Genomic DNA, 18,032 nt, shown 5'->3' on the forward strand with positions numbered 1-18,032 from the left:
ATTTCCCGCTGACCCCGAGCAGGTGGACGTCGCATGAAGATTCGACCTCGATCGATGCTCGCCACCGTGCCGGCCCTGACCCTCGCCCTCGGGGTGTGCGGGACGTCGGGACCGGCCTCGGCCCAGTCCACCACCCGGGGGCCGGCGGGTGGGGCATTCGCCCGCGAGCCGCGCAACCCCCGGGAAACCTGGGCCATCGTCGATTATCTCATGAAGGTCGGCCAGCCCGAGCAGGCGGCCCCCTACGTGAAGCGGTTCCTCGACGCCAATCCCGACGATCAGACCATCCTCCTGATCCGCGACGAGTTCGGGGCCGGGTCGATCCTCCGCCTCTCCGACGAACTGGCGACCCGGCCCTATGCCCGGCCGCTGGCCCAGAAGCTGGCGGCGGCCTCGGCCAAGGCCGCCAGCGACGTGACGCGGCTCGGCGAGGCGATCGAGGCCCTGACCGGCACCGCCGAGGAGCAGGTCGTCGCCCTGGAGCAGATCCGCGAGGCCGGGTCGTTCGCCGTCCCGCCGCTGATCCGGGCCCTGGAAGAGCAGGGCCGGACGCCCGAGGAACGGGCCCTGATCGCCCGGAGCCTCGGCCGGCTGGACCGCAAGGCCGTCCCCGCCCTGATCGCCGTCCTGGACTCCCCGGATCCCACCCTCGTCGCCGACGCGGCGCGGGCCCTGGGGCAGATCGGCGACCCCCGCGCCCTCCCGACCCTGACCTACCTGGCCGCCCGGAAGAACCCGGAAAGCCCGGCCCGCGACGCCGCCGGCGCGGCGATCCAGCAGTTGACCGGGCGGCCGTTCGGCTCCCAGCCGAGGTCGCCGGCCCGTCTCCTGGTCGACGAGGCCCGGCAATATCAGGCCCACCAGGTCCGCTTCCCGGGCGACCCGGTCGTGATCTGGGCCTGGGACGACGCCGCCAAGGCCCCCGCCGCCCGCTCCGTCGCGGTGCGCGACGCCGAGGGGATCCTCGGGCTCAAGGCCGCCCGGCAGGCCCTCGCCATCGAGCCGGGCGACCTCCCCGCCCAGTCCATGCTGGTGGCCCTGGCCCTGGAGCACGACCCGGCCGGATCCAAGGCCACCGCCCTGGCCGCAGGCCCCGACATCCAGGGCCGGGTCCTCCGGACGGCGATCGCCGACGGCCGGGACGACCTCGCCATCTCGGCCATCGCCATCCTGGCCGAGGTCACCGACCGCGAATCCCTGACCGCCCGCGGCGACCGGCCCCACCCGCTGGTCGAGGCCCTCGGGGCCCCCGATCGCCGGGTCCAGTTCGCGGCGGCCGAGGCCCTGGTCCGGCTCGATCCCCGAGTGGCGTTCGCCGGCTCGTCCCGGCTCGTCCCGGCGGTGGCCCGGTTCGTGGGCGGCGGCAGCGTGCCCCGCGTCGTGGTGATCGACGGCAACGCGGTCCGGGCCGCCGAGATCATCGGCCCGCTCCGGACGCTGGGCTACGATGCCCAGCTGGCGGAGTCCGGCTCGCAGGGCTTCGCCCTCGCGGCCCGGTCGGCCGACATCGAGTTCATCGTCATGGACCCGCACTTCGTCCACGGGTCCTGGGGGATGGTCGAGACCCTGCGGAATCTCGCCTCCGATTCCCGGACGGCCGGCATCCCGGTCTTCCTCTCGGGCAACCTGGACCTGCACAACGAGGTCGCCAGCCGCCTGGACAGCTTCCCCGACGTCCTGTTCCTCGCGACGCCCAGCGAGGCCGCGCCGCTCAAGGGCCAGATCGACCGATCGCTGGCCCGTCGCCGGTATCGGCCGCTCTCCGACGAGGAGCGGGCCGACTACGCCCGGCGGGCCTCGTCCCTCCTGGCCCAGATCGCCCGGCGGCCGGGGAGCCCCTTCGAGTCGGGGTTGGCCGCCGTCGAGCCGGAACTGGCCCGGGCGCTCGCCGGCCCGACCGCCGCGATCGAGGCGGCAGAGGCGCTCGGGGGCATCCCGGGGGCCGATCCGCAGAAGTCGCTGGCGACGACGACCCTGGACGCATCCCGGCCGATGCCGCTCCGCATCGCCTCCGCGCAGCACCTCGCCCGGAACATCCGCCGCTTCGGGCCCCGGCTGACCGCCGAGCAGGAACGTCTGGTCATCGAGGAACTCGCCCGCGAGCCCGATGCCGCCCTCCGAGACGCCCTGGCCGCCGTGGTCGGGACGCTCCGGCCCGGCCCCGACGCCTCGGGCACGCGCCTGCAAACGTATCGCGCCCCGTCCTCCGAATAGACGACGGTGGGCGGGAGGGCGAACCCGGCTCGCTCCGCGCATCCGACAAGGAAGCCTTCTTGATGGCCATTTCCTTCGATCGTTCCGTGCCCCGCACCGGGGACGAACTGGCCTTGCCCGGGGTCTTCGGATCCAGCGAGGCGATCCGGGAGGTCGCGCGGACCACCCGGCAGGTCGCCCCGGCACGCGCCTGCGTCCTGATCGTCGGCGAGACCGGTGCGGGCAAGGAACTCATCGCCCGCGCCATCCACGACCTCAGCCCCCGCCAATCCGGCCCCTACATCCGGGTCAACTGCGGGGCCCTGACGGAAAGCCTCCTGGAGAGCGAGCTGTTCGGCCACGTCAAGGGCTCGTTCACCGGGGCCGTCGACAACCGGACCGGACGATTCGAAGCCGCCCACACCGGCAGCATCTTCCTGGACGAGATCAACAGCACCTCGCCCAAGCTCCAGGTCAAGCTGCTCCGCGTCCTCCAGGAAGGGGAGTTCGAGCGGGTGGGCGACACCCGGACCAACAAGGTCGATACCCGGATCATCGCCGCCACGAACCGCGACCTGCTCGACGAGATCGACGCCGGCCGGTTCCGCGAGGACCTGTATTATCGCCTCAACGTGGTCCCGATCTACCTGCCGCCCCTGCGCGAGCGCCGCGAAGACATCCCGATCCTGGTCGAGTTCTTCCTGAAGCGTTACGGCGACCAGAACCGCCGCGACGTCCGCCGGGTCCATCCGGAGGCGATGCGGCTCCTGCGCGAGCACGACTGGCCGGGCAACGTCCGCGAGTTGCAGAACTACGTCGAGCGGGCGGTGGTCCTCGGCGAGGGGACCGAACTCCTGCCCGAACACCTGCCCCCGCAGCTGAGGGGCGAGGCGCCGCCCCGGCCGATCCGCGCCCGCGGCGGCGACCTGGGCGCCTTGACCTCGGAGCTGGTCCGGCAGGGCGTCCGCGCGGCCGGTCCCCAGGCCAACGACCTCCACGACCGGATCGTCGGGCAGGTCGAGCGGGAGCTGATCCAGCAGGTGCTGGCCGCCTGCGAGCGGGTCCAGATCAAGGCGGCCTCCCGGCTCGGCATCAACCGGAACACGCTCCACAAGAAGCTGAGCGACTACCGCATCGACGATTCGGGGCCGGGGTCGGCCCCCGCCGCGCCGGCCGAGGATGACTGATCCATCGGACGGACCGGGGGGATCCGGACGGCGCAAGGAACGAGATCCGGTGGAGGTCCCGGATCTCGGATCGAACGATCGCGGTCGATTCCCGACTCAGGCCCCGGCGACCGCCAGCTCGTCGCTGGGGGCGGACGTCTCGGGCACCACCCGGCCGATGCCGTGATAGACGTAGCCGAGCTCGGCCATCTGGGCGGGGTCGTACAGGTTGCGGCCGTCGAAGATCACCGGATGGCGGAGCAGCCGGCTCATGACCTCGAAGTCCGGGTTCCGGAACTCGTTCCACTCGGTCACGATCGCCAGGGCGTCGGCCTGCTCCAGCGCGCCGTAGGGGCGGTCGCAATAGATCAGCTTATCGCCGTAGATCTCGCGGACGTTGGCGATCGCCTCGGGGTCGTGCACCCGGACGGATACCCCTGCGGCCAGCAGCGCGTCGATCAGGGAGAGGGCCGGGGCCTCGCGGATGTCGTCGGTCTTGGGCTTGAAGGCCAGGCCCCAGATGGCGACGGTCTTGCCCTCGGCGGCGCCGTCGAAGTGGTCGAGGATCTTGGTCGCCAGGACGTCCTTCTGGGCGTTGTTGACCGAGTCCACCGCCTCCATCATCTTGGAGGGGATGCCGACCGCCTTGGCCATGTGGATGACGGCACGGATGTCCTTCGGGAAGCAGGACCCGCCGTAGCCGACGCCGGGGAACAGGAAGCTGAAGCCGATCCGCTGGTCGTGGCCGATCCCGCGCCGCACGTCGTTGATGTCGGCGTGGTAGCGCTCGCAGAGGTTGGCCATCTCGTTGATGAAGCTGATCTTGGTCGCCAGCAGGCAGTTGGCGACGTACTTGGTCATCTCGGCCGATTCCGGCGTCATGGCCAGGAACGGCCGCTCGGTGCGGAGGAACGGGCGGTAGAGGTCGTGGAGCTGCTCGACCACCTCGGGGCGGCGGGCGCCCACCACCACGCGGTCCGGCTTGTTGAAGTCGTCGATCGCCGCCCCTTCCTTGAGGAACTCGGGGTTGTTGGCGACGTCGAACGGCACGTCGGTGATCTCGCCCATCCGCCGGGTCAGCTCGGCGTTGGTGCCGACCGGCACGGTGCTCTTAATGATGATCGTCTTGGGCGCGACCAGGTTCTGGGCGATCTCCCGCCCGACGGCCCAGATCCCTTCCAGGTTGGCCCCGCCGTCGTCGCCCTGGGGCGTGCCCACGGCGATGAAGATCAGCTCTGCATCCGCGATACCGGTGGGCAGATCGGTGGTGAACTTGAGACGGCCATCGCGAGCGTTGCGATGGACCAGCTCCGCCAGGCCGGGCTCGTAGATCGGGATCTTGCCGTTCTCCAGCATCTCGATCTTGGCGGCGACCTTGTCGATGCAGATCACGTCATTGCCGCTCTCGGCGAGGCAAGTCCCCGTGACCAGGCCCACGTATCCGGTACCGACGACGGCGATCTTCAAGGGTGACTCCTTCTCGATGGTTGAGGCCCGGCCGGGCCGCTCATGGCGGGCATGCAAGGCCTCCCGGGCGTCCGATCCAACCCAAGTCTAGATGAGGATCCTGGAGAGCGGAAGACATCTTCTCATTGATGTGCGGGTCGACAACACATTCCCTACCCGAACTCATCGCGGTTTGTCGGCCCGAGGCGACAGGCCGAACCAGTCTCGCAGTTCGGATCGGGCGGCTTCGCGCCCGAGCGAAGCGAACCGATCGAGCCAATACGGAGATCCGGCCGCGGCCAGCCGGCGCCGCCGTTCCTCCGGATCCCTGATCTGCTCCATCAACTCCGGTCGAAGTTCGGCGAGCAGAGCGGCCAGGCCGGCCGCCTCGGGGCCGATCACGGCGGCCACCCGGTCGCGGATCGTCGCGGCCAGGCGCGGGCTGGCCCCGGAGGTCGAGACCGCCACCGCGACGGGGCCGTCGCGATAGGTCGCCGGCACCAGGAAATCCCCCGAGCCGGGCTCGCTCGCCGCATTCACCCAGATGCCCCGCGACCGGGCGTCGGCCACCACCCGCCGATTGACTTCCATCGATGCCGCCGCAAAGGCGAGGTGGATCCCGTCGAGATGGTCGGGGTCGTAGGCTTCGGCCCTGAGCTCCACCCCGGCCGGCGCGACCCGCGACTCGTCGGGGTCGACGGCCAGGACCGATGCCCCGGCGTCCGCCAGGCCCTTCGCCTTCCGCAGGCCGACCACCCCCAGGCCGACCACCAGGGACCGTTTCTCCCGCAGGTCCAGTTCGATCAGGTAGCCGGCCATGTCCCTGATCTCCGATCAGTGGAGGGCGGATGGAGGCGACCCGCTCAGGGTGCCCCCGGGGTCCAGAAGATCAACGGCTCATCGACGACCGAGCCGAAGCCCAGGGATTCCGCGAGCCGGTGGGAAGCCTCATTCTCCGGTGTCGTCGTCCAGAGCGGGACGCGGCCCCGGCCCAGGATCTCCCCGATCAGGGAGCCGGCGACCTGCCGGCCCAGTCCGAGCCTCCAGTAGCGCTCGTCGGTAGCCACCCCGACCTTGACGTATCGGCGATCGGCCTCGAAGGCCCAGGCCAGGGCGATGAACCGCCCCTGGTGCGCGATGCCGTAAGCCCCGCCATGCTCGATCAGGGCCCCCGGCGAACCCCAGGCCCACGCGGCCCAGGGGGGCGCAACCGCCGCGAAAGCGTCCAGGTCGGCGAGGCCGAGCCTGCGGGCGGACGAGTCGGGATGATCCAGGGGCCGGCCAGGAAACCATCGATGCGTCCGGGTCATGCCGATCCGGACCCGGCCCGTGCAGCCATCCCGCCACGACGACGGGGCCGCGAGGATGACCGGCCGGCCGGCGAACCGCCCGGCGAGCCAGGGCAGGGCCGCGTCGGGGCATCCGACGGCGAAGATCCCCACGCGATCCTCGAACTCGCGGATCAACAGTGCGTAGGTCGGGCGGGCCGGATCGTCGCCCAGCAGGACTGGATCGGCGTGGATGGCCGCGTGGCGGAGGGCGACCAGGCGATGCGACGGGTCCTCCTCGCCGACCAGCGACGACAGGCCGGTCGGGCCGATCGGGATCGGGCGTGTGGAGATCATGGCTTCGCCTCCGGATCGGTGCGGATGTTCGGCCGGGGCGGCGGGGCCATGCCGTCGCCGAGGAAGAAGCTGACCTGCGGCGGCAGGTTGTAGCCGACGTTCTGCATGGCCACGTCCAGCCGATAGATCGGGTCGTGCATCAGCGTTGGGAGGCGGATCTCGGTGGGGATCGCGGTCGTGTAGATCCGCAGTTCGTCGCGATCGACGGCCCGCCAGATCACCTCCTCGCGCCAGTCGCCCAGGATGTCGGCGCTCAGGCTGGGGTTGGACTTGGTGCCGTTGTTGGACGAGCAGTTCTCGGCCAGGAGCAGCCGGTCCTCGCCGCCGCGTCGCCAGTCCCACTTGGTGATGGCGGTGCGGTCGAGCAGCTCGCGGAGCGGATCCCCATCCCACCAGACGGCGAAGTTGCACGACCGGGGCTTCCGCCCGGGGATCGTTGCCCCCTTGCAGTCGTAGAGGGCATCGAGCCCGGGCCCGGCCCCCCAGCTTTCCGCCCCCCGGTGCCTGGGGTCGAGGTCGATGGCCAGCCCGCGCCCGACGTCCGGCGACGGCTTGCCCCAGAGGAGTGCGCCGGTGCGGGCGTCCCGGAATTCGAGGCCGTTGGGGTGTTTCGGCCGCTCGTGGATGTCCAGGACTTCCAGGCCCGGCCGGTCGGGGTCGAGGTCCGACAGGTGGATCGCGTCGCCGTGCCCCAGACCGGTCGAGTAGAGCGGCGTCCCGTCGTGGTCCAGGGCCATCGCCCCGTAGATCACTTCGTCGCGGCCGTCGCCGTCCACGTCGCCGATCCGCAGGTTGTGGTTCCCCTGTCCCTCGTAGGCTTTCAGGGCGGGGTCGGAGCGGGTATCGAAGTGCCAGAGGGTCGAGAGCGACCCGCCCCGCCAGTCCAGGGCCGCCAGGGTCGTGATCGTGTAGTACCCCCGACACATCAAGACCGAAGGCCGGCCGTCCCGGAAGTGGCCCACCCCCATCAGGAACCGATCCGAGCGATTCCCAGTGCGGTCGCCCCAGTCGGCGACACGCCCCCGGGGCAGGTAGGGCGTCCGGGCCAGTTCCTTGCCGGTCATCCCATCGAAGATCGACAGAAGCTCCGGGCCTTCCAGGATCATCCCGGAAGCCGGGTCGACGTGATCCGTCCGGCCGTCGCCATCGACGTCGCCGATCGTTCGGCCAGTCCCGTCGACGGTCCCCTCGGCGGTGCGGACGGCCACCTCGGCGCGGCCGTCTCCGTCCAGGTCGTAGACGATGAACGGGGTGTAGTGGGCCCCCTCGCGGATGTTCTTGCCCAGGTCGATCCGCCAGAGCCACGTCCCGTCCCGCCGGTAGGCCGCCAGCTTGGTCGTGCCCGGGCAGACCCCGCGCTGGGAGTTGTCGAACCCGCGCATCTCCTCCTTGACGACGAATTCGTACTCGCCGTCGCCGTCGAGGTCGCCGGGGGCCGCGTCGTTGCTGCGATAGCCGGCCGGGGTCTTAAGCGGGATCGGCAGGTAGGCCCAGCTGCCAGGTTCGAGGTCGAACGTCCCGGGTGGGGAGTCCGTGCCGACCCCCTCGGCGACGATGCGATACCGGATCGGTCGATCGCCGGGGGCCCGGTCGTCGAGGAAGCAGGTCGCCCCGACCAGGGGCCGGGGTGAGATCCGCTCAGGCTCCGCGCCGGCGATCGTCCGTTCGACGTGGAAGGCCAGGCCGTCGGGGTCCGTGCCCAGGAGCCGCCAGCCGACGAAGACTTGACCGTCGGCCCGGCGAATCGCGACGACCCCGCGACCCAGGCGCTCCATCCGCCGGGGGGCGTCCGCGACGCCGGGCCGCGTCGAGAACAGGATCGGGAGGACGGAGAAGGCAAGGCTCGGCAAGATCGCTCGCATCGGCGGCCTCCACGCCCCCGGGATCTCAGCCCGAGAACTTCCGGAACAGGAGGAAAAGGCCCCCCGAGAGGGCCATGCAGACCGGCATGGTGAGCAACCAGGCCAGGGCGATGTTGCGGACCGAGGACCATTGCAGCCCGGTCCCGTTGGCGGCCATCGTCCCGGCCACGCCGGACGACAGGACGTGCGTCGTGCTGACCGGCAGCCCTCCGAAATCGGCCAGGCCGATGGTGCTCATCGCCACCAGCTCGGCCGCCGCCCCCTGGGCATAGGTGAGGTGCGACTTGCCGATCCGCTCGCCGACCGTCACCACGATCCGCTTCCAGCCCACCATCGTGCCCAGCCCCAGGCTGATCGCCACGACCACGGCGACCCAGGTCGGTGCGTAGTAGACCGGCGCCCTCAGCCCGGCGCGGGCGGCGCGGAGTGCGTCCCGCTCGTCGTCGGTGAGCCGGTGCCGGGCGTCCTTGCCGATCCTCTTAAGCGAGGCATCCAGCCGGACGAGATCGGATCGCATCCGCCAGCGTTCGGGGGCCGCGATCTCTCGGAACGAGGACTTCCCCCGGAGGCTATCGCGGAGCCCGGCCAGTTGGCCGACCGAGGCGTCGCGCTCGTCGGGTGACCCGTGAGCCTCGATGATCGCCTCGGCCTCGAAGGAGGCGGCCACCGTCCGCTCCACGTCGCCGTCATGGTGGCGGGGATCCAGGGCATAATGGGCCGGCAGGACGCCGATCAGGATCAGCATGACCAGCCCGATCCCCTTCTGCCCGTCGTTGGATCCGTGCGCCAGGCTCACCCCGGTGCAGGTCAGCAGCAGCGTCCCCCGGATCCAGCCGGGGGGCTTGGAGCCCTCGGGCGGCGGCACGTACAGGGCAGGCTGGTGGACCAGGGCCTTGAGCAGCAGGAACAGGATGGCGGCCAGGATGAAGCCCACCATCGGCGAGAGCATGAGCGAGAAGCCGACCTCCGTCGCCTTGTGCCAGTCCACGCCGGACCCCGTCTGCTTGCCGGACAGGGCGGCGTTGGCCAGGCCCACGCCCAGGATCGAGCCGATCAGGGCGTGCGAGCTGGACGCCGGGATGGCCACGTACCACGTCCCGACGTTCCAGGCGATCGCCGCCAGCAGCAGCGCCAGGACCATCGCCAGGCCCCGCGCCGAGTCGACCGACACCAGCAGGTCTGCCGGCAGGATGTCGATGATCGTGAATGCGACGGCCGTCCCGCCCAGGGCGACCCCCAGGAAGTTGCAGATCCCCGACCAGACGACCGCCTTCCTGGGGCCGAGCGACCGCGTGTAGATCACGGTCGCCACGGCGTTGGCCGTGTCGTGGAAGCCGTTGACGAACTCGAATCCCAGGGCGATCAGCAGCGCCGAGGCCAGGAGCACCTGCGTGCCCAGGCCGATCGACGGGTCGAAGATGTGGAAACCGCTCATAAAGATCCGGACGGATGACCTGGGACGCCCCGCAATGCCGACGCGACGAAGACGCTATCCCGCTCGGGCCGTCGTTGTCAAGCGAAGGTGAGGGGCGGCAGGCGGATCCGTCGTGCCGGACCCCGCGTCACCGCCCCATCCCGGCCCGTCCGCTCAGGCGGGCTGGGCGGTCGCACGCCGGTCGAGCCCGAGCAGCCCGCCGCCGGGCGGGAGCATGCCCGGCGGCTTCCACCGGATCCGGGGCGGGAGGCCGAGGAAATGCCGCTCCACGATCGCGTGGAACGCCCAGCCGGCCGCCAGCGACGCCGCGAACACCACCGGCAGGATGACCAGGGCCCGGGCCCACGCCGGGGTGATGCCCGCGTGGACGAGCAGGCCGTTGCCGATGTTCGTCACCGGCAGGTGGATCAGGTAGATGCTGTAGCTCCGCTTGCCGATGGCCCGGATCGGCCGGAGCCAGGCGAGGGCCGAAGCCCGGTCGTCCCAGCGGTGGAGCAGGATCAGGGCGAGCCCGAAGAGATACGGCATCACCCCGGCCGCCGATTGCCAGCAGGCCCAGGTCGCGATGGCGCCCGCCGCCAGGCCGACCTCCGCGGATCGGCGTGCGCCCGACGAGCACCCCTCAGACCCCAGCAGCCGCCAGTGGACCGCCAGCCCGATGGCGAAGACGTCCCAGTAATAGAGCAAGGTCCCGGACCAGGCATCGACCCAGCCCAGGTCGGACACCACGAAGCGGAACCCGAGGAAGAGCACGGTCAGGGCCGCCAGCCCCTTCGCCAACCGGCCCGGGACGAGCCACAGGAGCAGCATGCAGGCGAGGTAGAACTGCTCCTGGTAGCACAGCGACCACGCCACGCGGGTGTAGACGTGCGAGACCTTCTCGCCCAGGACGTGGGGCCGCCACGTCTCCGTCAGCGTCAGGTTGCCGAGCCACTGGGACCCGGTGATCGCCCCGGGGGGGGACAGCTCCAGGGAAACGCCGTTGTTGTGGAGCATCCCCAGGCCGACGGCGTCGGCGCCCGCGACGAAGGCCACGAACACGAACAGGGCGGCCCAGTAGGTCGGGAAGATCCTCCAGAACCGCCGGTAAAGGAACCGGAGTGGCGAATCGCCCCGGCGGCGGGCCGAGTCGAGGCTCGACGCGATGCAGAAGCCGCTCATGACGAAGAACAGGAGGCCGCCGAAATCGAGCCGCAGGGCCGAGGCCAGCGTGGAGGTCCAGGCCTGCTCCCAGCCGGTGGAATACGAATTGTAGCCCCAGAGGACGACCCCGGCGTGCTCGGCCACGACCAGCATGGCGACCAGGCCCCGCCAGACGTCGAGCATCTCGTAACGCGGCCCGCTCCGGGCCGGGGCCACGTTCGTTTCCGGTTGTTCGGATTCCATGGATCCCCCCGATCCGGCATCCTCGGGGCACGGCCGTCGGGTCGCACCGCGAAATGGAACCCCGGAAGGCCCCGCGCGGACTTGATCCCGGATCGAGAATCGCTGACCGACCCGGATCGGATCGTTCGCGACCGTGCCCCTGGCGACCTTCTCGTGACTCTAGCTCAACGCCCGGACGATCGAGGTGCGGGACCCGATTTCGCGCGGGTTCGTCGGAGCCTTCCGGATCGGCGCCGACCCCGCCGGGGCCGTCGCCGCGCCGGGCCGACGATCCGGGATCACGCGAAGACGCCGAGGGGAGCGTCCTTCGCATGTCCTACCCGGGCTCGACCCAACTCACAGAGAGAGCGTCAATCCCTCCGTGCATGTCACCAATTTCTTCGCGAAAACATCGCGAACCCGTGCCGCCGACCGGAACCGCCTGCAAGTTAAGGGCTTGTGGCAGCCCGATTTTCCCGAAACCTGTCCCGGAATCAGTGACGCACGGACTGGGAGGGCAGCGAACCCAGGAGGTGGGCGATGATCTTGTCGGCGTCCAGCCCTTCCGCCTCGGCGTGGAAGGTGGGGCTGATCCGGTGCCGCAGGACGGGCGGGGCGACATGCCGGATGTCGTCGACCGTCGCCGCATAGCGTCCCTGGAGCACGGCGCGGGCCTTGGCGGCCAGAATCAACGCCTGCCCGGCGCGCGGGCCGGCCCCCCAGGCCACACAGCGGCGGATCAGGTCGGTGGCCTCGGCCCCGTCCGGGCGGCTGGACCGGACCAGGTCCCGGGCGTGGAGGAAGACGTGGTCGGGCACCGGCACCCGCCGCACCAGGGCCTGCGCCGCCAGGATCTGATCGGCCGAGAGGATGACCTGCGGGTCGGGCGCCCGATCGCCGGTCGTCTGCCGCAGGATCTCCAGCTCCTCGGCCGCGGTCGGGTAGGGGACCCGGACGTTGAGCATGAACCGGTCGAGCTGGGCTTCCGGCAGCGGATACGTCCCTTCCTGCTCGATCGGGTTCTGCGTGGCCAGGACGAAGAACGGGTCGGGCAGGGGATAGGTCCGGTTGCCGGCCGTGACGTGCCGCTCCTGCATCGCCTCCAGGAGCGCCGCCTGGGTCTTGGGCGGGGTCCGGTTTATCTCGTCGGCCAGGATGATGTTGGCGAACAGCGGGCCGGCGACGAACGCGAACGCCCGCCGGCCGGTCTCCGGGTCGTCCTGGAGGATGTCCGTCCCGGTGATGTCCGACGGCATCATGTCCGGGGTGAACTGGATCCGCCGGAACGACAGGCTCAGGATCCGGGCCACGGTGGCGACCAGCAGCGTCTTGGCCAGACCGGGCACGCCCACCAGCAGGACATGCCCGCGCGCGAACAGGCCGGTGAGTAGCTGGTCCACCACCTCATCCTGGCCGATCACGACCCGGGCGATCTCGGCGCGGAGCCGCTGGAAATCCTCGGCCAGCCGGGCCACGGCCGCGACTTCATCCGGGGGAGGAGCAGGGGCGGCCGTCGTGTCGGGTGGGGGCATCGCGTGGAGGTCTCGGCCGATCACTCGTCGGTGCCCAGGGTCCGCTTGGTCCTGAGCATGTGGTGGTAGTGCTGGGCGAAGCGGTGCGCCTCGTCGCGGACGTACTGGAGCAGTCGCAGCGAGAACGAACTCCGCGACAGGACGATCGGGTCCGACCGGCCCGGGACGAAGATCTCCTCCTCCTTCTTGGCCAGCGAGATCAGCGTCGGCGGGGTCACGCCCAGCGCCTCGAAGGCCGACAACGCCGCGCCGAGCTGCCCCTTGCCGCCGTCGATCAGGAAGATGTCCGGGAACGGCTCGTCCTTCTCGCGGAGCGACTGGATCCGCCGGCTCACCACCTCGCGGATCGAGGCGTAGTCGTCAACGCCCTTGACGCTCTGGATCTTGTACCGGCGATAGCCCGGCTTGAACGGGAGTCCGTCGATGAAGTTGACCAGCGAGCCCACCGTCTCGGTCCCGCCGAGGTGGGCGATGTCCACGCCGTCGATGGTCCGGGGCGGCTTGTCGAGCTTGAGGACCTTCTGGAGCCCCTTCAACCCCTTGCGGGGGTCGACGTAGAACACCTCGGGCTGGGCGTGCTTGTCGAGATCGCCCCGGAGGTTGATGTTCTGGAGCGCCTTCAACTCGTCGCGGAGCCGCGCGGCCTTCTCGAACTGGAGGGCCTTGCTGGCCTCCTTCATCTCCGCTTCCATCTCGGCGAGGACCACGTCCTTCTTGCCGTCGAGGAACAGGCGGAGCCGGTGGATGTCCTTGCGATACGCCTCGCGGTCGATCCGCAGGTTGCACGGGGCGGTGCACTGGTCGATCGAGTGGAGCAGGCAGGGGCGGAACCACCGCCAGCGCGGGTCGCCCTCGTCGATGTCCAGCGAGCAGGTGCGGAACTTGAAGATCTTCTGCAAGACCTGGATCGCCCCCCGCAGGCTCTTGGCACGCGGGAACGGGCCGTAGAGCTTGACCCCCTTCTCGGCCGGGACCCGGGTGAAGTTGACCCGGGGGAAGTCCTCGCCCGTGGTGATCTGGAGGTACGGGAACGAGCGGTCGTCCTTGAGGTCGCGGTTGTGCTTGGGCTGGATGTCCTTGATCAGCCGCGCTTCCATCAGGAGCGCATCGACCTCGCTGTCGGCGGGCAGGAAGTCGATGTCGGCGATCTCGCCCACCCAGTCGCAGATCCGGGGATCCTCGGCCGCCTGCTTCTGGAAGTACGACCCGGCCCGGCTGCGGAGGTTCTTGGCCTTGCCGACGTAGATCACCCGCCCCTGGGCGTCCTTCATCAGGTAGAGGCCGGGGGTCGTGGGGAACGTCCGCACCTTCACGCGCGGTTCGATCGCCTTGGAAGGTGCGTCGGACATGGTGTCGGCCTCGCGGTGGCGATCGATTCGAGTCTTGGCGATCGCGCGATAATCATGGCGATCCCCTTATCTTGGGCATCGGCATCGGCGAAGACAAGGGGACCCGATGCGGACCCGCAAGAACCACGACACGATCAGCCGAGCACCTTCTTCCGGGCCATCGCCAGCCAGTCGGCGTCCTTGGGGAAGATCGAGTAATCCTTGATCGGTTCGAGCAGGGGGTCGTCGGGCCGGATCCCGGCCGATTGCAGGAGCGCGTAGTCCTGCAAACTCTCGGCGAACACCTCCCAGCGGATCGAATCGAGCGGGCCGTCGGCGCCGGGGTAGACCACGAACGCATCGCCGTAGGGCATGCCAGGCCAGGCGCCGACCGAGGCATCCTGGAACGGGTCGCCGATCTTGCTGGTGCAGAACACGAACCAGTAGTTGTAGCCCCAGTGCAGGAAGCCCTTCGCCCCCAGCCGGTAGAATAGCCAGCCCGACATCCGGATCTTGGACAGGGGCGTATCCAGCAGCCGTTGGAGGAATCGGTCCCTCGGCCCGCAGCAGAAGTAGGCCCACGCCGGGCAGCCCGACGCCGTGAACGCCGGCGCGGTGGCGATGCTCGGCACCGGCATGTCCGAGAGCTTCTCGGTCGCGAACCGGGGGTCGCTCATCGCGTCCATCACCTTCATCCAGGGGGCCAACTCCCGGAGCAGCTCGCGGGCCTTCCGGTAGTCGGCCATCTGGACGTCGCCGTCGGGCTCGTCGGCGCAGTGGAACAAAGAGCGGTCCAGGACCTTCTCCTCCTCCAGCAACGCCTTGAACGCCGGGAGGAACTGCCCGAGGAACTTGCGGTAGGTGTCCGAGGTCGCGGCGATCTCGGGCGCCCAGAGCAGCGGGCCGATCTTCGCCGAGTCGCGTTCGAAGATCCGCTGGGGATACCGGGCGCTGGTCGGCGCCGGGGTGAAGAAGTGGGGCCATTCCAGGTGGTTGGCGCCGGCGGCCACGGCGATCCGCACCCAGCGCCGCACGTCGTCGAAGTCGAACTCGTAGACGTCGGGCGCGGTGCGGCGGACCTTGAGCAACTGCGCCGGCCGTTCCAGGATCTCGTGCCGGTTGTTGAACAACGGCGTGTAGACGACGTCGATGCCGTGCTCGACCAGGTTCCGCACATAGGCGTCGGCCAGCGTCCAGAACCGCTCGCCGCACGGCTCGATCTTGTACCACTCCCAGATCGAGTCGGCCGACAGCCAGTTGGTCGCCGGGAAGTCCCGGCGGGGCTGGATGACCAGCGGCCGGACGTCGACCCGCACCGGCAGTTCGACCGACCACGGCTCGAACGGGACGAAATCGACGTAGCCGAACGCCTTCTCGTAGGTCAGCTTGATCCGGAGGTCGCGGACGCCGACCGTCTCGCCCTCGGGCACGACGAGCGAGATCCAGAAGACCCCGTTTTCCTCCGGCCCGACGTGCACCTTCTTCTCGGGATAGAGCGGGTCGGGGCAGAGGCCGGGGACGAATCCGATCCCCTCGATCTCTTCCTTCGGGACGTAGGTATCGAGGTGGGCCATCGGCACGAAGCCGACCCGGCGTACCCGGGCCTTCCACCCGTCGGCCCCCAAAACCTCGCAGGAGACGACCGCCGAGTTGGTCTGGCCGTTGCGGAAGCAGGCCTGGAGCGAGATCTTCTCGTTGCGCGCGGCCGGGAAGCTGAGCGCGACCGCCTCGCCCGGCGGCGAGTTCGGATAGACCCGCTTGAGCGAGGTTTCGAGCCAGAACCGGAGGCCGTCGCGCTCGACCCGCTCCGGCTCCGCCGCCGCGACCGGCGAGGGCGGGGCGCCCATTTCCAGGGCGCCGACCGTCCCCGCCGTGGCGAGGCCTTTCAGGATGTCCCGACGATTCATGATGCGATGCCCAGGAGAGGAAACTCAGCCCTTGAGGGCCTCGGCCATGAACGCCTCGATGTCGGCCGCGATGGCGTCGATCGTGGCCTTGGTCTTCGCCTTGACCTGCGCCAGCGCCGCGCGATCGGTCTTGTCGGCGATCCCGTCGGTCGGCGTGCGGGCGAACAGGTAGAGCTTGATCTTGGGCTCGGTGCCCGACGGCCGGACGGCGAAGCGTGTGCCGTGGGCCTCGGTCTGGAACATCAGGATGTCGCCCGAAGGCTCCGGCAAAGGCGTCACCTTCCCCGACCCATCCAGCGCCCGGGTCTCGTGCGTCTTGTAGTCCCGGACCTCGGTCAGCGCCAGCCCGCCGGCTTTGGTCAGCGGCTTCGACCGGAACGCGGCCATGATCTTCTGGATCTGGGCCACCCCTTCGCGGCCTTCCAGGGTCTTGTTGACCTGCCGCTCGCCGTAGTGGCCGACGTCGATGTAGAGGTCGTCGAGGTACTCCAGGACGGTCTGCTGGCGGTCCTTGACCGTCGCGGCGAGTTCGGCGAACAGCATCGAGGCGACCGCCGCGTCCTTGTCGCGGACGTGCGTCCCCTTCTGGTAACCGTGCGACTCCTCGAAGCCGAACAGGAAGCCGGCGTGGCCGTAGTCGTCGATCCGCTTGGCGATCCACTTGAAGCCGACCAGCAGGTCGTCCTCGATGTGGACCCCCTCGCGGGCGGCCAGGGCCCGGGTCATCTCGGTCGAGACCAGGGTGGTGACCAGGTAGTGGTCGGACCGGAGCTTGCCCAGGGCCTTGGTCTGCTTGATGACGAAGGCCGTCAGCAGGACGCCGATCTGGTTGCCGTCCAGCGTGGTCCAGTCGCCCGAGGGGTCGCCAGTCACCGGCAGGCCCACGCCGATCCGGTCGGCGTCCGGGTCGCTGGCCAGGACGAGGTCGGCCCCGGTCTTCTTCGCCTCGGCGATGGCGGCGTCCAGGGTCTTGGGAATCTCGGGATTCGACACGTGACCCGGGACGTTCGGGAAGTCGCCGTCGGGCGTCCGCTGGGAGGCCAGGACGTTCACGTCGGCGAAGCCGTCGGCCAGCAGCGCGGCGGCCACCGAGGTCTCGCCCACCCCGTGCATCGGGGTGTAGACGATCTTGATGCCCCGGGCGTGGCTCACGGACTCGGACACGACGGCCGCGATGTAGGCGTCGTCGACCTCCTTGCCGACCAGGACGATCGACCCATCCTTGATGGCCTGGTCGTAGTCGGCCTCGGGGATCTCGCGGTCGGAGGCCGCCTTGACGCAGGCAATGATCCCCGAGTCGTCGGGCGGGATCACCTGGCCGCCGGTCGGCGAGTAGCACTTGAACCCGTTGTCCGACGGGGCGTTGTGCGACGCCGTGATCATGATCCCGCCGTCGCACTTCAGGTGGCGGACGGCGAACGAGAGCAGGGGGGTCGACCGCTTATCGGGGAACAGGTAGACCTTGAATCCGGCCGCCGCCAGGACCCGGGCGCACTGCTGGGCGAACTCGGGCGAGTTGTGCCGGGTGTCGCGGGCGATCACGCACGAGCGGGGGGCGTCGGCCCCCTTCCACCCGGTCACGTAGTCGGCCAGGCCCCGGGCACTCTCGGCGATCGTCCGGTCGTTCAGGACGTTGGTGCCGACCGGGTACATCTTGCCCCGGCGCCCGCCCGTGCCGAACTCCAGGACCGCGTAGAAGGCGTCGTCCAGGGTCTTCCACTTGCCGGCCGCGATGTCCTCGACCAGGCGATCGCGATAAGCGGCGAACGGGGTCTCGGTCAGCCACCGCTTGATGTTGGCCGCGGCGGAGGGGGAGAGGTCGCCCGAGGCTTCCGCCTTGGTCACCAGGTTCTGAAGCTCGTCGGCCGAAGGCATCGTTCGCTGCTCCGTCGGCCCGTCGCGGCGATCCAACCAGACATCGCCTCCCATCACCCCCGAGCCGGGCCCTGCGCCGGGTCGAAGCCAGGCTATCCCGCGCGATCGGGGGTTGGCAAGACCCCAAGCCCCCGGATCGCGCGGCAGGCGGGTGTGCCGTTTAATTTTGGCCTTCGGTTCGGCGGTCCTGGGTGGCTGTGGTTGGCTTGCCAACCACGGCGCCGCTGAGATGATCGCAGGGTGATGGCCGTCGCGGCACCGGGCCGGGGGTCATCGGCGCCGGCCATCGATCGCCGGT

General features: G+C 70.0%; 12 protein-coding genes. 2 read left to right on the forward strand and 10 right to left on the reverse strand.

Features of this window, described 5'->3' with window-relative positions; all coding sequences use genetic code 11:
• Positions 1-33 precede the first annotated feature (33 nt).
• Positions 34-2,214: a HEAT repeat domain-containing protein gene (locus tag TA3x_RS14605; RefSeq protein WP_435015383.1), complete on the forward strand. Its 2,181-nt coding sequence runs from the start codon at positions 34-36 to the stop codon at positions 2,212-2,214.
• A gap of 62 nt (positions 2,215-2,276) precedes the next feature.
• Complete coding sequence (locus tag TA3x_RS14610) at positions 2,277-3,380, forward strand: sigma-54 interaction domain-containing protein (RefSeq protein WP_435015384.1); 1,104 nt, start codon at positions 2,277-2,279, stop codon at positions 3,378-3,380.
• Between the two features lie 96 nt (positions 3,381-3,476).
• On the opposite strand, the gene TA3x_RS14615 is transcribed toward TA3x_RS14610, so the two are convergent.
• The 10 genes from TA3x_RS14615 to TA3x_RS14660 form a co-directional block, all read right to left on the reverse strand.
• Positions 3,477-4,826, reverse strand: coding sequence for a UDP-glucose dehydrogenase family protein (locus tag TA3x_RS14615; protein ID WP_435015385.1), 1,350 nt, complete (start codon positions 4,824-4,826; stop codon positions 3,477-3,479).
• A 162-nt stretch (positions 4,827-4,988) separates the two neighbouring features.
• Entirely contained in the window at positions 4,989-5,624 is a 636-nt protein-coding gene (locus TA3x_RS14620; protein ID WP_435015386.1) for a precorrin-2 dehydrogenase/sirohydrochlorin ferrochelatase family protein, read from the reverse strand.
• Between the two features lie 44 nt (positions 5,625-5,668).
• The gene (locus TA3x_RS14625; protein WP_435015387.1) at positions 5,669-6,430 is read right to left on the reverse strand and encodes a GNAT family N-acetyltransferase; all 762 of its coding nucleotides are present in this window, start codon (positions 6,428-6,430) and stop codon (positions 5,669-5,671) included.
• Complete coding sequence (locus TA3x_RS14630) at positions 6,427-8,292, reverse strand: rhamnogalacturonan lyase (RefSeq protein ID WP_435015388.1); 1,866 nt, start codon at positions 8,290-8,292, stop codon at positions 6,427-6,429. Before TA3x_RS14630 ends, TA3x_RS14625 begins: the two co-directional genes overlap by 4 nt.
• Positions 8,293-8,317: 25 nt before the next feature.
• Positions 8,318-9,727 carry an inorganic phosphate transporter gene (locus tag TA3x_RS14635; protein WP_435015389.1) on the reverse strand — a complete coding sequence of 470 codons (1,410 nt, stop codon included), beginning with the start codon at positions 9,725-9,727 and terminating at the stop codon, positions 8,318-8,320.
• A gap of 153 nt (positions 9,728-9,880) precedes the next feature.
• Positions 9,881-11,113: an acyltransferase family protein gene (locus TA3x_RS14640; RefSeq protein WP_435015390.1), complete on the reverse strand. Its 1,233-nt coding sequence runs from the start codon at positions 11,111-11,113 to the stop codon at positions 9,881-9,883.
• 473 nt (positions 11,114-11,586) lie between these two features.
• Positions 11,587-12,624 carry an AAA family ATPase gene (locus TA3x_RS14645; RefSeq protein ID WP_435015391.1) on the reverse strand — a complete coding sequence of 346 codons (1,038 nt, stop codon included), beginning with the start codon at positions 12,622-12,624 and terminating at the stop codon, positions 11,587-11,589.
• A 20-nt stretch (positions 12,625-12,644) separates the two neighbouring features.
• Positions 12,645-13,973, reverse strand: coding sequence for an excinuclease ABC subunit UvrC (locus TA3x_RS14650; RefSeq protein ID WP_435015392.1), 1,329 nt, complete (start codon positions 13,971-13,973; stop codon positions 12,645-12,647).
• A 134-nt stretch (positions 13,974-14,107) separates the two neighbouring features.
• Positions 14,108-15,859 carry a DUF4091 domain-containing protein gene (locus tag TA3x_RS14655; protein WP_435015393.1) on the reverse strand — a complete coding sequence of 584 codons (1,752 nt, stop codon included), beginning with the start codon at positions 15,857-15,859 and terminating at the stop codon, positions 14,108-14,110.
• 24 nt (positions 15,860-15,883) lie between these two features.
• Positions 15,884-17,734: a phospho-sugar mutase gene (locus tag TA3x_RS14660; RefSeq protein ID WP_435015394.1), complete on the reverse strand. Its 1,851-nt coding sequence runs from the start codon at positions 17,732-17,734 to the stop codon at positions 15,884-15,886.
• Positions 17,735-18,032 lie beyond the last annotated feature (298 nt).

The organism is Tundrisphaera macrotermitis, from assembly GCF_051175315.1.
Lineage (GTDB): Bacteria > Planctomycetota > Planctomycetia > Isosphaerales > Isosphaeraceae > Tundrisphaera.